The organism is Bacillus sp. N3378-2at, assembly GCF_033412715.1.
Taxonomy (GTDB): Bacteria; Bacillota; Bacilli; order Bacillales; family Bacillaceae; genus Bacillus; species Bacillus subtilis.
On sequence record NZ_CP117986.1, the window covers coordinates 1,393,517 to 1,408,140 of the forward strand.

Here is a 14,624-nt window from a genome sequence, read left to right on the forward strand (position 1 = left end):
GAGGCTTTTTATTAGATAAAAGACCTAATTGATCTATGAAACTTTCTGACGAGATATCCGTATATCATACAGATTGACATCATTCTCATCAGATGCTGGAAACATCGTTTGCTAGGAGGCATGAACATGAAAACCGTGGGACTGAGTATGATCTGCGCAGGATTGGCTTTTCTTTTGCTGAGCTTTCTTCTCTCTGAATCGACGTTGACGTGGGGAATTGTATTGGGTACCAGTATTCTATTAAACATAACTGGTACGGCTCTAATCATGCGTTTCTTAAAAGCCCCCCAATCTAACAGCTGACATGCAGCAAAGCCGATGACGAAATCTTTATCAGCATGACTGAACCGCAGTACAAGCTCACAATCTCTTCTTTACCCAATCTCCATATATCTATCAGCATCTTTTGCTTTAGATCGGGCTCAGAGCATAAAAACCCCCTGTCCGTTACGGACAGGGGCTTTAAGGTTATGACATATGCTGGTCTCTATAGAGTCTTTTACTTTCAATTCCATACGATTTTTGGACGATGTAAAGCGGCCTGTCTTTGGCTTCATCGTAGATTCTGCCGATATATTCGCCGATCACGCCCAAAATCAGAAGGACAATGCCGCTGAACAGGAGCTGGATCACAATAAGTGATGACCAGCCGGTAATCGTGCTGTCTGTGAATAGCTTCAGATACAGCACGATAAACATATACAGAAATCCAGCACCTGACATTAAAATCCCCGCATAGCTTGCCAGCTTCAGCGGTTTATGTGAAAATGTCGTGATGCCGTCCATTGACAGCTTCAGCATTTTCTTGAGCGGGTACTTTGTTTCTCCGGCAAGCCTTTCATCACGTACATACTCGACCGCTGTCTGTTTAAAGCCCACCCAGCTGACTAGCCCTCTGACAAATGGATTTTTTTCTTTTAATCTCTTCATTTCATCACAGACTTTTCTGTCCATGAGGCGAAAATCCCCCGTATCAATCGGGATATCAATATCTGTCATACCGCTGAGAAGCCGGTAAAACATAGCCGCGGTTTGTTTTTTGAAAAAGGTTTCCCCTTTTCGTTTAGTCCGCACGGCGTACACGACCTCATAGCCTTCCTTCCACTTTTCAATCATATCTAAAATCAGTTCAGGAGGGTCCTGCAAATCGGCGTCAATGACGACGATTGCATTCCCCTGTGCATAATCCATACCCGCCGTAATGGCGATCTGGTGTCCAAAATTCCTTGAAAAATCAATAATTTTCACTCTCGGATCGATCAGGCTGTGCTCTCTTAAAATCTCAATACTGCGGTCTTTGCTGCCATCGTTGACAAAAAGCAGCTCGTAGTTTTCCTTCGTTTGATCCATGACCTCTTTTAAGCGCTGATAGGTTTCATGGATGACAAGCTCTTCATTATACACAGGTACAACAATTGAATATTGAATATGTCTGCTCATGTTTTTGCCTCCTATTCATCAGCATGTAGTTCGTATAATGTTGCTGACTGATTCATTCCGCCAGGTCCGCCCATTTTGCCGTTTTCACCTGAAGCCTTGCTGCTTGATGTATCAGCCGAATCAGTATTTTCTGTTTTTTGATCAGAACTTGATTGCCATTTTTCTGATGCTACTTCTTTTCCATTTTTCTCAACCCATTCAACAATGTCATTGTTTCCGCCTCTTCCCATTCCAGAAGCCAAGAAGTATTTCACTTTTCCTTCTTTTACAAGTTTTTTGAATTGAGTCAGTGTGATCGCCGGGTCAGAACCGCTGTATCCGCCAATAGCCATGACAGCTTTTTTCGTTTTAATGATATATGGTGCCGCTGTGTTCGAATCGGTTGTGGCGAATAGGTATTCAGCTCCGGAGTTATTCTCCTCTAGATATTTGATCAGTTTTTCATTTACAGTCGCATCAGACATTCCCATGCCTTTTCCGCTCATTGATGCGAGCTGAGGGCCTGTTTCAGGCAGTGAGCTGTTGCCTCCGTACAGAAGCGGTGTACTTGCCCAGTAAATCGGCATCACCAGCAATGCGAGGAGAGCTGCAAGTGAAACATAATAACTGAACGGTTTTTGGCGCTGTTTAAACAGCAGCAAAGCAATCGCTGACAACACGCCGATAACACCTACACCGATGCTCCAGCCTGCACCGATTTGATCGTTGTAGTTTCTGAGAATAAACAATTCAAATCCAGTTGTCGCAATAATTGCTCCCGGCAAAAGCCATGCTTTCCAGCCTGTCTGATTGCGGTACAGATGAACAAGAGCAACCCATCCCGCACCGACAAGAGCCGCAATCGGCGGTGCCAGCATGATGAGATAATAATGATGGAAAAATTCTGCGACACTGAAGAATCCGGCAATCGGTACAAGCCACGCAACCCAGAACACCGTTTCCTTCTGCTCTATAGATAATCTTCTTCTTTCTCTCGCGCCAGCGATCAGTAAGCCTGCGATTCCAAAAATCGCAAATGGCAGAAGCCAGCTGATTTGATCAGATAACTCTTGTTGGAAAAGCCGCAGTGGACCAGGTGTTCCCGTTCCAAACATCCCTGAACCTGATTGCATTTTCGAACCGGTTCCTGTACCGCCTTTCCCTCCGTCTCCGCCGGGTCCGCCTTGGCCGCCATCTCCGCCGCTTGGAGGGCCTCCTTGACCGCCGCTTGGCATTTGGCCATTGGATGGAGGCGCCGCCATATTGCCATTTGAGGATTTACCATCGCTTGATGAGCTGTTGCTTGATGACTGATTAGGCGGTGCTTGAGTGTTATCAGAAGAAGACATTTCTTTTGAAGCGTCTTTGTTTGGCGCACCCTGGCCGCCGCCTGAATTTTGGCCTGTCAGCCGCTGGATTCCGTTATAGCCGAAAGCCAATTCCAAAACAGAGTTGGTTTGGCTGCTTCCGATATAAGGCCGCTTGCTTGCAGGGATATTGTCGACAATGAGCGGCCACGATAACGAAACGGCTGCTAATACGGCTAACGCACTTACCAATGAAACGATTTTTTTCTTGATTGTGGCGTTTGCCGCAATCAGATAGAACAATAAGAAAGCCGGTAAAATCATGTAAGCCTGCAGCATTTTTGTATTAAATCCTACTCCAACAACGAAAAATGCTGCTAACAGCCAGATCAGCTTTCCTTTTCTGATCGCTTTAAAGAGAAGCCATGTAGCAAGCAATAAGAAAAATACCAGTAATGCATCAACATTGTTTGTACGTGCTACAGCTACAGCAATCGGTGTACATGCCATGATGAAAGAGGCAATTCTTGCTGCTGTCTTACCGAATGTCGGTTTTATTAACAGATACATTAAAAGGACAGAACCTACACCAGCAAGTGCCTGAGGCAGGATGACGCTCCAGCCGTGCATACCGAATATAAGTGCGCTGATGGTTTGTATCTGAAACGTAATAGGCGGTTTATCAACCGTTATAAACCCCGCCGCGTCGAATGAGGCATAGAAAAAATTATGAAAGCTTTGCATCATACTTGTGACTGCAGCGGTGTAATAAGGATTCACCGTATCATCATTCCAGATGTTATAGATATTTAAGAATGCAGATGCGAGCAAAATGAGGATGAGGAAAATATCCAGCTCGCGTTTTTTCTTTTCCACGTGTTTTTCACTCCTTTTGGCTAACTTGGAAATAGTGTAACAAGCAAATATGAATAAACTATTAATAAACAAAGACAATATTTTTGCCGAGGCCATTTCATGCCAATCATCCTATATACAGCTGGTTTCTAGCCCTTTCTCCAAATCGTAATCGGCGATGCGTTTTCCCAAAATAAAAAAGCCCTCCGGCGCGCCGGAAGGCAAATGAATCACAATTTATTGGATCGGTTTCAATTTCGCTTCAATTTCTGCTCTTCGATGCTCAAGATACGGCGGAAGAGCGATCGTTTGGCCAAGCTCATCAAGATTTTCATCTACCATAAAGCCCGGTCCGTCCGTTGATAACTCGAACAAAATGCCGTTCGGTTCTCTGAAATACAGCGCCTTGAAATAGTAGCGCTCCACAATGCCGGAATTGCTAAAGCCTTCGCGGCTGATGATCCGGTGCCACCCGGCAAGTTCTTCTTCATCTCTTACCCGAAATGCGACGTGGTGAACACTCCCTTTGCCTTGACGCTCGCGCGGAAGATCGTTTCTTTCTATTAAATGGATTTCCGTTGCAGCACCGCCTTCTCCTGATTCCAGAATAACGGCGGTTCCTTGCCCTTCGACTGGTTCACGGCTGATTTCTGTAAATCCAAGAATATTCGTCAATACGTGTAAAGTTGGTTCAGCATATGGCACAGTCAGTTCAACCGGCCCTAACCCGCGAAACGAAAATTCTTCCGGAATGCCGCTCTGTTTAACAGGCAGGCCATATCCTTTTCCTTCCTCATCAGCAGTCAGCACAAGTCGCTGCCCTTCATGATCTTGAAATGCCATTATGTCACGTCCGGCTCTTTTGGAGATGCCGCTGTGCGTTACTTGCTGCTCTTCAAAACGTTCTTTCCAGTAATGCAGGGCTTCTGTGCTTGGGACGCGCAAACCAATAGAAGAAATACTGTTTGTTCCTGCATGAAACGGTGCAATGCGGGGAATCTCGAAAAACGTCAGCTCAGTTCCCGGGTTTGCCACTTCATCTCCGTAGAACAGATGGTACATGGTCGGTTCATCCTGATTGACGGATTTTTTGACGAGCTTTAATCCTAATACTTTCTTATAGAAATCCAAGTTTTTTTGTGCGTCGGCCGTTAATGCCGATACGTGGTGAATGCCGTTAACTTTCATATGCTGTCCCTCCAGGTTATTTTATCTCGATTTCAAGATATCATATCATAGTTGTATATTTATTGTTCTAATAACAAAGTATTTTATTCGCATGAGAAAGTCAACATATCAGCTTCACCGAAGGTTCGTTCACTTTCTGAATTCTCACCTCCCCTCTGTACCGGCTAAAATCCTAATACAGAAAACACGAACTTTGTAAATAAAAATCATGAATTTTATTCGTTTATAGATCGTTAAAACAGGTGTTTCCACAGTTTTATCTGCTGTACCCAAAGCAAATTTCGAAAATCAGAAAATTTATTTTATTTCACTTTTCTAAAATAGGGTTTACAATATGAAAAAATAGATTCTTCAACATGAAGCTTCAACATCATAGGAGGTTAAGGACATGCATTCTGAAGACAACGGTTTGAAAAAAGAGATAGGCCTCTTGTTTGCCCTTACTCTTGTCATCGGAACCATTATCGGTTCTGGTGTTTTTATGAAGCCCGGCGCTGTGCTTGCTTATTCAGGCGATTCAAAAATGGCGCTTTTCGCCTGGCTGTTAGGCGGTATTTTAACACTGGCGGGCGGTTTGACAATCGCGGAAATCGGAACGCAGATTCCAAAAACCGGCGGGCTTTATACGTACCTTGAAGAAGTGTACGGCGAGTTTTGGGGATTTTTGTGCGGCTGGGTGCAGATTATCATTTACGGCCCGGCGATTATTGGCGCGCTGGGTTTATATTTTGGATCTTTAATGGCGAATCTTTTCGGCTGGGGATCTGGACTATCAAAAGTCATTGGAATTATAGCAGTTCTCTTTTTATGCGTCATTAATATTATCGGTACAAAATACGGCGGTTTTGTCCAAACGCTGACAACGATCGGAAAACTGATTCCGATTGCCTGCATCATCATCTTTGGCCTTTGGAAAGGCGATCAGCACATCTTCACAGCAGTAAACGAAAGCATTTCTGATATGAACTTCGGGGCGGCTATTTTAGCTACGTTGTTTGCTTATGACGGATGGATTCTCCTTGCCGCTCTCGGCGGAGAAATGAAAAATCCTGAAAAGCTGCTGCCACGCGCTATGACGGGCGGATTATTAATTGTAACGGCGATCTATATTTTCATTAATTTTGCATTGCTTCACATCCTGTCAGCGAACGAAATTGTCACGCTTGGTGAAAATGCGACAAGCACCGCGGCAACCATGCTGTTCGGGTCAATTGGCGGAAAGCTGATCAGTGTAGGGATTATCGTCAGCATCTTTGGGTGCTTAAATGGAAAGGTGCTTTCTTTCCCGCGTGTTTCATTTGCAATGGCGGAACGCAAACAGCTTCCATTTGCTGAAAAACTGTCACATGTACACCCGTCGTTCCGCACACCATGGATTGCAATTTCTTTTCAAATTGCTTTAGCTTTGATTATGATGCTGATCAGCAACCCTGATAAGCTCTCAGAAATCTCCATTTTCATGATCTACATCTTTTATGTGATGGCCTTTTTTGCAGTGTTTATTCTCCGCAAGCGAGCAAAGGGAAAAAAGCGCGCCTACAGTGTTCCGCTTTATCCATTTATGCCAATTCTGGCAATCGCGGGCTCCTTCTTTGTGCTAGGCAGCACACTCATTACAGATACAATGAGCTGCGGATTATCCATCCTCATCGGCCTTGCCGGACTGCCTGTCTATTACGGGATGAAAAAACGAAAAGCAAGCTGATAAAACGGTTCCCTTGTTTAGGGAACCGTTTTTTGGTGAAACAGAAGATAAAAGTTGACAGGAAAAACACAACTTTTGATATACTTTTTACGTTAAGCAGAAAGTTTTTGCAAACTTGGGTCGTTTTTTTAAAGCGAAGTAGGTCAAAATAAGGAGACACGATTTATCAAAAAAGTCAAGATACGTTTTTTTCGACTTTACCTGTTTTTTTTCGACAAAAGGCTATATAATAATTTGATGTGTGCATTGTTCATTCAAACTATGGAGGGTTTTTAATGATAAGAAGAAAAAAAGATAAGTTCTCACTCCTTTTAACAGAAATTGCAAAGAACATAGACGAAACTGCAGAATATTTTGTGAATTTTAAGGTCACTAACCAAACGACTCTTAAAGAATTTGCAGATACGTTAAAGGAATATGAAACAAAAGGTGACAATCATGTCCATGTCATGATTAAAGAGCTTAACAAAGCGTTCATCACTCCTATTGAGCGCGAAGATATCCTTCAGCTGACAAACAGCTTGGATGATGTGCTTGACGGAATCGAACATTTCTCTGCCATGATGGAAATTTTCTCAATTACTTCATCAGACGAGCATATCGATAAATTCAGCGGATACATCAGAGAATGCGCGAAAGAGATTTTGATTACGATCGAGCTGCTGGCAGAAAATCGCTTAAAGGATATTCAGCCTCACGCAATCAAAATAAAAGAGTATGAGCACAGCTGTGACAACTTGCACAGAAAATCATTAAAGAATCTTTTCGGAAATGAAACAGACCCAATCAAAGTCATTCAATATCGTGAAATTTACGAAACGCTTGAAGAAATCGCCGACTCTTGTCAAAGTGTTGCCAATAATCTTGAAACCATCATTATGAAAAACGCGTAACGAGGGGTAAAAATGGATATTCTATTAATATTAACGATACTAATAGTCATTTGTGCTCTGGCGTTTGATTTCATCAACGGGTTTCATGATACGGCAAACGCAATTGCGACTTCAGTATCAACAAAAGCGTTGAAACCGCGCCATGCCATTATATTGGCGGCTGTGATGAACTTTATCGGAGCAATGACGTTTACGGGTGTTGCCAAAACCATTACGAAAGACATCGTAGATCCTTATACGCTGGAAAATGGCTCTGTTGTCATTTTGGCTGCGCTACTCGCTGCAATTGCCTGGAACCTTATCACATGGTACTACGGTATCCCAAGCAGCTCATCCCATGCCATCATCGGCGCTATTGCCGGTGCAGCCATTGCGGCAGCCGGATTTGCAGCGTTAAACTATAAGGGCTTCATTAAAATCATTGAAGCACTGATCCTATCACCAATTATTGCCTTTGTCCTTGGTTTTATTCTTTATAGCATCGTTAAGCTGATTTTCAAAGACAGCAACTTGGCGAAAACGAATAAGCAATTCCGCAGAGTGCAGATTGTAACAGCTGCCCTGCAATCGTATACACACGGAACAAACGATGCGCAAAAAGCAATGGGAATTATCACAATGGCTCTCATCACAGCGAATTTACATACTTCTGCTAATGATATTCCTACCTGGGTGCAATTCGCCTGCGCGACAGCCATGGGTCTCGGAACATCAATCGGCGGCTGGAAAATCATCAAAACCGTTGGCGGAAAGATCATGAAAATCCGCCCGGTAAACGGTGTTTCCGCTGACTTAACCGGAGCAGCCATTATTTTCGGCGCCACGTTTATTCATTTGCCGGTCAGTACAACCCACGTCATTTCTTCATCAATTCTTGGCGTCGGTGCGTCCCACCGCGTAAAAGGCGTAAACTGGGGTACGGCCAAGCGAATGCTCATTACATGGGTCATCACGCTTCCGATTTCAGCGACACTTGGTGCCATCGCCTACTTTATTTTAAATATGATATTTTAATGTCACACCGCTTCTGTCAAAGGAGCGGTTTTTTTGATGGAACAGGAAAACCATCCGGATCTCTCGAATACAATAAGCAGAACCTATTTCAGATGTGAGGGATTCGAATATGGTTTTATTCTTTCAGATCATGGTCTGGTGCATCGTGGCCGGACTGGGGTTATACGTGTATGCCACGTGGCGTTTCGAAGCGAAGGTCAAAGAAAAAATGTCCGCCATCCGGAAAACTTGGTATTTGCTGTTTGTTCTGGGCGCTATGGTATACTGGACATATGAGCCCACTTCCCTATTTACCCACTGGGAACGGTATCTCATTGTCGCAGTCAGTTTTGCTTTGATTGATGCTTTTATCTTCTTAAGTGCATACGTCAAAAAACTGGCCGGCAGCGAGCTTGAAACAGACACAAGAGAAATTCTTGAAGAAAACAACGAAATGCTCCACATGTACCTCAATCGGCTGAAAACATACCAATACCTATTGAAAAACGAACCGATCCATGTTTATTATGGAAGTATAGATGCTTATGCTGAAGGTATTGATAAACTGCTGAAAACCTATGCTGATAAAATGAACTTAACGGCCTCTCTTTGCCACTATTCGACACAGGCTGATAAAGACCGGTTAACCGAGCATATGGATGATCCGGCAGATGTACAAACACGGCTCGATCGAAAGGATGTTTATTACGACCAATACGGAAAAGTGGTTCTCATCCCCTTTACCATCGAGACACAGAACTATGTCATCAAGCTGACGTCTGACAGCATTGTCACGGAATTTGATTATTTGCTATTTACGTCATTAACGAGCATATATGATTTGGTGCTGCCAATTGAGGAGGAAGGTGAAGGATAATGGAACGTGCGTTTCAAAACAGATGCGAGCCCAGAGCGGCGAAGCCGTTTAAAATCCTGAAAAAACGTTCAACCACCAGTGTCGCAAGCTATCAAGTCAGTCCGCATACAGCAAGAATCTTCAAAGAAAACGAACGGCTGATTGACGAGTATAAACGAAAAAAAGCATGATCACACTAAAAGGACAAGGGAAAACAGCTCTTGTCCTTATTCCTTTTCTTAAAGGGTGACATATAATAAATACAAACAGAGGATAATGTCAGGTGATACAGTGAAAAAATTGGTGAGGCGTGTGAAGTTTGTTGATTACGGAAGGTTTGGGCTTTCCGGGTACTCGCTTCGGGTGAGGGAGCGCAGTGCTGGAATTATTAAAAAGTTGAAGAAGAAAAAATAAATCCCGGAGCGGCTCCGGGATTTTTTATGGTCTTTGATCAGCTTAATTGCGCTGCGATCTTCGCTTTCGTCGCAGGCCCATAGATACCGTCAGCAGTTAAACCGTTAACAGACTGAAAACGGGCAACTGCGTCAGCTGTTTTCGGTCCGTAAACGCCGTCAATTCCGTTGTTAACAGCGCCTTTATCAGGGTAAAAATACAGAGCCGCAAGTGCTCGTTGCACCTGAAAGACGTGTTCTCCTGAGGTATAAGGTGTTGTCAATTGAATGATACCATCAGGGAGCGGATAGAGCTCGGGTTCTTCAGCGGACGATGGAGCACTTACAATTAATACTTGACCAACGCGAATAAGATTCGGGTCTTCGATATTGTTCCACTCTTGCAGCTGAGCAACCGTAACACCAAATGCTCTCGCTATCGATGTAAGCGTGTCGCCCTGTTTCACGACGTAAGTTTGGCTGCCGCCTCCCCCAATTCCTGCTTTGAACGAATCCCACGTATCTAATAATTTTCGCGGACATTCCTTCCCTGACCAATACTTATGAGGGACGACATTGGCGAGACTGATATTATGTTCAGCCATTAATGTTTTGATGAGCCACTGGGCATTTGCTGTTGCTTTTGCAAAATCTCCATCAGCATTTTCGCAAATTTCAATTCCGATAGAAGCCCGGTTGCCGCTGCCATTTCCGTCTCCCGCATGCCAGCCGTTTTCATTCAAAGGCAGATGCTGATAAATTTCTGTATCATCAACTGTAAAATGCCAGCTTGTCGTCGTATCAGGATTTTTCAAATAGCGGGCATGGGCCGCAGCATCTGCCCCTACTGCGGTATTCGCTGTATTGTGCACCGTAATGTAAAGCGGCGTCATTGCGTAGCCTGGACGGTTATTTGCGCCAACCGGAATAAAGTCTTGAATAATGTTAACCATTTTCATCTCTCCTTATTTCGTCAGATTATTGTCCCTTAACAAGTCGCGCTGTTTTTTCCCTTTTTCTGTTATATAGTTGTTTTTAAACCAAGCGGCAAGTGTCGTTCCAATTGTAAATGCAATGGAACCGGCTGAATAAAGGGCGTCAGCGAGCTGATTGACCTGCTCCTCCTGAATGTCCAATGGTGATTTGCCGAGCATCAGCATGGTCTGGTTGATTAAAGCAATTAAAAGAAGCACCGTCCTGATGACCGTGCCCTTGTCAAACGTGTTCATGAAAATCCCCCTTTAATGCTGCAGCAGGCTGTACATAATGGCGATGGCTCCGCCAATGATGCCTGTAGACACTGCTGTAATGATGGCACCTGTGATGGTGCGTTTAATCCACGTGGTGTTTTCTTCAATTTTGTTTAATTTTTCGTTCAGCGTCATGATTTGCTGGTCTTGCCGGTCAGACACGCGTTCTAATGCAGAAACCCTCTGCTCAAGTGCTTTGTGCTCGCCTTTCATGTCTAATAAATCTTGCTGAAACACATTCACATCTGCCTCTTGCTGCATCTCTCACTCCTCCTTCACATGCAGATCACCTCCCTTCCGAGGGCCGAGACTGTTATGAAACCGCGGTCCCTTTTACCGAAAGAGTACCGCCGGTGATACTGATAATCTCCATGATAATCTCCTTAAACCCTTTAATATCAAAGGCCCATGCCTCGGCTTTTCCTAATGTACTGGAGGCAGTGGTAGCATCATCAGTTTTCACGCCTCTGATCGGCAGTTTCTGTCCTGACACCGATTTGCCCCAAAATTTGACTTCGCTCATTTCTGCTGTGCCGTAGACTTCAACGAGTAAATGCGCGGCACCGTCAACAGGTAAGGCAGCCCCCTCGCCGGCGGACTCTGCATTTTCATGAAAGACAAAGTCAAATGTTTTGCGAGCCTCGACTTTCAGCCGTCCATCGTGTGTTTGATTATCCGCAAAGTCAATCTGTAAAGGCGTTTTTCCATTGACACGCACATCCATCTCACCCGCACCGACCGATTGGTATAATACAAACTCGGATTGCTGAAGATTCCCGTTCACATAGCGGAAGCGGTAATAGCGTTTAGAAAGATATACCCAGTCCGTCGCTGTCAGGACACCTGCTGCGACATTAACTGCTGCTGTCGTTGTCCAAACATTGTTGTTGTCGCTTTCTTCTATAAAGAGCGTACCTTCACGATCTGCATACGCCCAGCCCTTCACTTTCGAAATCAGAACTGCGCCAAGCCTGTCCTGCCCGAGTTGACTATATGCCTCAGTCGCCTTTAAGGAAGCATTTGTTAAAATCTCCGCTACGCCTGACAAATTCGAAACAGGTGTCACAAAATCATTTTTTCCTCCTCGATAGGGCTTTACAGCGCCAGCTTTTCCAGTCCTATCGAGAGGAAATTCATATTGATACTTCACCATCTTCATCCTCCTTTGATCTAAAAACAGGCAAAATAAAAAAGCCTTACTACATGGCTTTACCGGTAATTTCTTTATACTGGTCAGCTGTGATCAGCTTTTTGTTCACACCCTCTGCCAGATCCTCAATTGAACAGTCTTTATATGCTAATGCTTGTTTTACCATATCTGCTGTCGCCCACTCATAATAGAGGGCAAGCACCCAATAATTCATTCAGAGTAATCTCCTTTCAAAGAAAGTAGTGAAAGCTTAATACCTGCCAGCTCGCTTCCCAAAGTTTTGTTCAGCTCTTCAAGCTGCTTACGTGCCAGCTTTTCCTGCGACAACTCCTGAGCGAGAAGCTCCACCTGATCAGGCGGCTCGTACGGCGGGTTTTTTTGCAGCTCTTCCCACCAAGTTTCGAGTTCTTTTTGTGTTGGGATGGGCGAGCGCAGGTTCCATTTTTCAATGTAAGAACCATTGCCGTCATTGCGCAGCTCAAAATCCTTTCTTGGCACAGCGTCAGGGTATTTGTACATGATTGCGTCGTATAATATCATTTTTGCACCTCCTAAGTTCTCGGGTAATTTCTGCCGCCGATTTCTGTAATATCAAAGTAGTTATACCACCCCGAGCTTTCTGTTGTATACCGAGTAGTACCACCGTTATATCCGACATATAAGTAAATTTCAATATAATCCCCTTGATTTGCTGGAACTGTTGCAGCCCCATAAAGTCCAACATTTATTTCGGTAGTATCCGACTGGTCTCCTGGATTTGCCCTATAGTGTGCAATATTTTTATATCTAACACCATTTAAATAAATGTCCAATTCATAGTTTACATACCTTTGATAATTTTCTATATACAATCCCGCGTTCACCAAAAACATTCCATCATTCGGAACAATAAATCTATTGTTTTTAGTATCAAAAGTATTATGGCTATCTTTTATTTTTCTATTATATTTTACTTTTTGAAGTTCTCCTTTAATCAATTGCTGCTTTCCTGTAGTTCCGATATTTGCATGAGCAAATCCAGAAATTTTATGCCAAGCTGTCCAACCGGAATCGGACCACCAATGGCGAATCCAAGAACCTGTACTAGTAAAATAAGAGTTTGACTCATTTCCTGTCCCATAAAAATATTGAGCAAATCGATAATTACTATACTTTTCATTTTTTACTATGCCATAGGTAAGCGGGTAACCTGTTGTATTATTTGCTCCTATATCCATAAAAGTCAGCCCAGCTGGATACTCATTGCCGCTTGTTCTAGCGTCTTGAATTGCATTGGATCCTGTAAGAACTGTTAATTTATTATTCGTATAGTTAGAGTCAACATAGTTTTTAGCATCAGCTAAAGCTTTATCTGCTTTACTTTGTGAACCTTCCGATGTTTCCAATATATACCAATCGGTATACTCAGTACCATTAACAGCTACCCTTGTATAAAGTGTTTTCGTAGAGATGCTAAACCAATCTTGACGTGTAGCCCATTTATTTGCAGAAGGGTAGATAATTAATAAACCTGTTCTGTTATCATTTAGCGGAAATTGATTTTGCAATTCTGGATTTGCATTCATGTAATTAGTGTCTAAACGATAAGTGCCAGGCGGAAGATTTAAATCATTTGCATCGGTTATTGAATTTAATGGTCTAGTAATAAAGGCCGTGCTGTTAGTATAATCTTTTGATTGGTTCAAAGCAGTATCAGCTTTTTTTTGCGCACCATCAGGTGTCTCCTGCTTAACATTCTCAACATTTCCGAGACCCACTTGTTGTTTAGTAACTGAATGTGGATTAGTTTTATCATTTTTATGAATATCTAATTCTGATTGAACTCTATCTATAAAATCTGTTGTTGCAATTTGTTTCCATCCTCTAAATTCTCCATCAGTGTGAACCATTCCGATCCACATCATGCTTCCCCAACTTTGGTAAGCTACTATTGTTTTCCTTCCTGAACCGCCTTCTACAATATCGTAGTTATACCAAGTTGCATCGCCTTCCACCGGGTTGTTTACAACTGACTGACCAACTGCACAATAAAACCCAGAAGATAATGTAAGAATATCTGTACCGTCTTGGAGTTGTATTCTTTTACCATCGTCTCCAGTAAGTTTAATTAGTTGGGCAGCATTCCATTTATTTCTTTCCCCTTCAGATACATGAACTTTAGTATTGCTTAAATGAGCATCAAAATCTGCTTGTGAGGCTTGTTTCACATTTTCGACATTCCCAAGTCCAACTTGTGCTTTTGTTACTTGGTTAGGATTATCTCTTCGTGCAGCAAAACTATCTGTATAGGCTTTGGCGTTTGCTTCAGCTTGATCTGCCTTATTTTGAGCTTCACCTGGAGTTTCTTTTGCGTTCCAGTTTTCACGCTCTGTCGATGTAATATGCCGCACCTGATCTTGCTCATGCTTGTCAAAATCCTTCTTCGCCGCCTGCTGCACATTATCCACGTTCCCCAGCCCGATTTGCGCCTTTGTTGTGTTGTGGGGGTTGTTCATGTCGTTTTTGTGGGCGGCCAGGTCGGTGTGGGCGTCTTTTATGCCTTTTTCCCAGCGGTTGACGTCATCTTCGTTGATTGGGTCGTCCGGAAGCCAGTCTGTTTTTTCTTCGTATGCCATG

Annotated in this window: 16 protein-coding genes and 1 pseudogene; 6 read left to right on the top strand and 11 right to left on the bottom strand. The window is 43.4% G+C overall.

Translation table 11 applies throughout. The annotated features are described in order from the left end of the window. Window positions 1-468 precede the first annotated feature (468 nt). The 4 genes and pseudogenes from PUN35_RS07620 to PUN35_RS07635 all read right to left on the bottom strand — a co-directional run bounded on the left by PUN35_RS07620 (window position 469) and on the right by PUN35_RS07635 (window position 4,769). The gene (locus PUN35_RS07620) at window positions 469-1,440 is read right to left on the bottom strand and encodes a glycosyltransferase family 2 protein (RefSeq protein ID WP_014479573.1); all 972 of its coding nucleotides are present in this window, start codon (window positions 1,438-1,440) and stop codon (window positions 469-471) included. An 11-nt stretch (window positions 1,441-1,451) separates the two neighbouring features. Beyond that, window positions 1,452-3,602: a glycosyltransferase family 39 protein gene (locus tag PUN35_RS07625; RefSeq protein ID WP_014479572.1), complete on the bottom strand. Its 2,151-nt coding sequence runs from the start codon at window positions 3,600-3,602 to the stop codon at window positions 1,452-1,454. Between the two features lie 12 nt (window positions 3,603-3,614). Continuing rightward, window positions 3,615-3,710 (bottom strand): annotated as a pseudogene (locus PUN35_RS07630) (hypothetical protein); the annotation flags it as partial. Between the two features lie 108 nt (window positions 3,711-3,818). Continuing rightward, window positions 3,819-4,769: a ring-cleaving dioxygenase gene (locus PUN35_RS07635; protein WP_014479571.1), complete on the bottom strand. Its 951-nt coding sequence runs from the start codon at window positions 4,767-4,769 to the stop codon at window positions 3,819-3,821. A gap of 388 nt (window positions 4,770-5,157) precedes the next feature. Between PUN35_RS07635 and steT the strand changes: the two genes are divergently transcribed. From steT to spoIISC, 6 genes are all read left to right on the top strand, one after another. Continuing rightward, the gene (steT, locus tag PUN35_RS07640; RefSeq protein WP_014479570.1) at window positions 5,158-6,474 is read left to right on the top strand and encodes a serine/threonine exchanger; all 1,317 of its coding nucleotides are present in this window, start codon (window positions 5,158-5,160) and stop codon (window positions 6,472-6,474) included. Between the two features lie 275 nt (window positions 6,475-6,749). After that, window positions 6,750-7,367, top strand: coding sequence for a DUF47 domain-containing protein (locus PUN35_RS07645; RefSeq protein WP_003218470.1), 618 nt, complete (start codon window positions 6,750-6,752; stop codon window positions 7,365-7,367). Between the two features lie 12 nt (window positions 7,368-7,379). Beyond that, window positions 7,380-8,381: an inorganic phosphate transporter gene (locus tag PUN35_RS07650; RefSeq protein WP_014479569.1), complete on the top strand. Its 1,002-nt coding sequence runs from the start codon at window positions 7,380-7,382 to the stop codon at window positions 8,379-8,381. 109 nt (window positions 8,382-8,490) lie between these two features. After that, window positions 8,491-9,237: a toxin-antitoxin-antitoxin system toxin SpoIISA gene (gene spoIISA / locus PUN35_RS07655; protein WP_003244695.1), complete on the top strand. Its 747-nt coding sequence runs from the start codon at window positions 8,491-8,493 to the stop codon at window positions 9,235-9,237. Next, the gene (gene spoIISB / locus PUN35_RS07660; protein WP_003232646.1) at window positions 9,237-9,407 is read left to right on the top strand and encodes a three component toxin-antitoxin-antitoxin system antitoxin SpoIISB; all 171 of its coding nucleotides are present in this window, start codon (window positions 9,237-9,239) and stop codon (window positions 9,405-9,407) included. The genes spoIISA and spoIISB overlap by 1 nt, the downstream gene beginning before the upstream one ends. Window positions 9,408-9,492: 85 nt before the next feature. Next, on the top strand, window positions 9,493-9,630 hold the full coding sequence (gene spoIISC / locus PUN35_RS07665) for a three component toxin-antitoxin-antitoxin system antitoxin SpoIISC (protein ID WP_003232648.1): 138 nt from the start codon (window positions 9,493-9,495) through the stop codon (window positions 9,628-9,630). 37 nt (window positions 9,631-9,667) lie between these two features. Here spoIISC and PUN35_RS07670 read toward each other — a convergent pair whose 3' ends face one another. The 7 genes from PUN35_RS07670 to PUN35_RS07700 are packed head-to-tail and all read right to left on the bottom strand — an operon-like array spanning window position 9,668 to window position 14,623. Continuing rightward, the gene (locus tag PUN35_RS07670) at window positions 9,668-10,561 is read right to left on the bottom strand and encodes an N-acetylmuramoyl-L-alanine amidase (protein WP_014479567.1); all 894 of its coding nucleotides are present in this window, start codon (window positions 10,559-10,561) and stop codon (window positions 9,668-9,670) included. Between the two features lie 12 nt (window positions 10,562-10,573). Further along, a complete protein-coding gene (locus tag PUN35_RS07675; protein ID WP_014479566.1) occupies window positions 10,574-10,837 on the bottom strand; it encodes a phage holin in 264 nt (87 codons plus the stop codon). 12 nt (window positions 10,838-10,849) lie between these two features. Next, window positions 10,850-11,119 carry a hemolysin XhlA family protein gene (locus PUN35_RS07680; protein ID WP_014479565.1) on the bottom strand — a complete coding sequence of 90 codons (270 nt, stop codon included), beginning with the start codon at window positions 11,117-11,119 and terminating at the stop codon, window positions 10,850-10,852. 52 nt (window positions 11,120-11,171) lie between these two features. After that, window positions 11,172-12,011 (bottom strand): phage-like element PBSX protein XepA, encoded by an 840-nt coding sequence (gene xepA, locus PUN35_RS07685; RefSeq protein WP_014479564.1) that lies wholly within the window; start codon window positions 12,009-12,011, stop codon window positions 11,172-11,174. A 46-nt stretch (window positions 12,012-12,057) separates the two neighbouring features. Beyond that, entirely contained in the window at window positions 12,058-12,222 is a 165-nt protein-coding gene (locus PUN35_RS07690) for an XkdX family protein (protein WP_014479563.1), read from the bottom strand. Continuing rightward, window positions 12,219-12,548 (bottom strand): XkdW family protein, encoded by a 330-nt coding sequence (locus PUN35_RS07695; protein ID WP_014479562.1) that lies wholly within the window; start codon window positions 12,546-12,548, stop codon window positions 12,219-12,221. The genes PUN35_RS07690 and PUN35_RS07695 overlap by 4 nt, the downstream gene beginning before the upstream one ends. An 11-nt stretch (window positions 12,549-12,559) precedes the next feature. Continuing rightward, window positions 12,560-14,623: a hypothetical protein gene (locus PUN35_RS07700; protein ID WP_014479561.1), complete on the bottom strand. Its 2,064-nt coding sequence runs from the start codon at window positions 14,621-14,623 to the stop codon at window positions 12,560-12,562. Between the last annotated feature and the right edge of the window lies 1 nt (window position 14,624).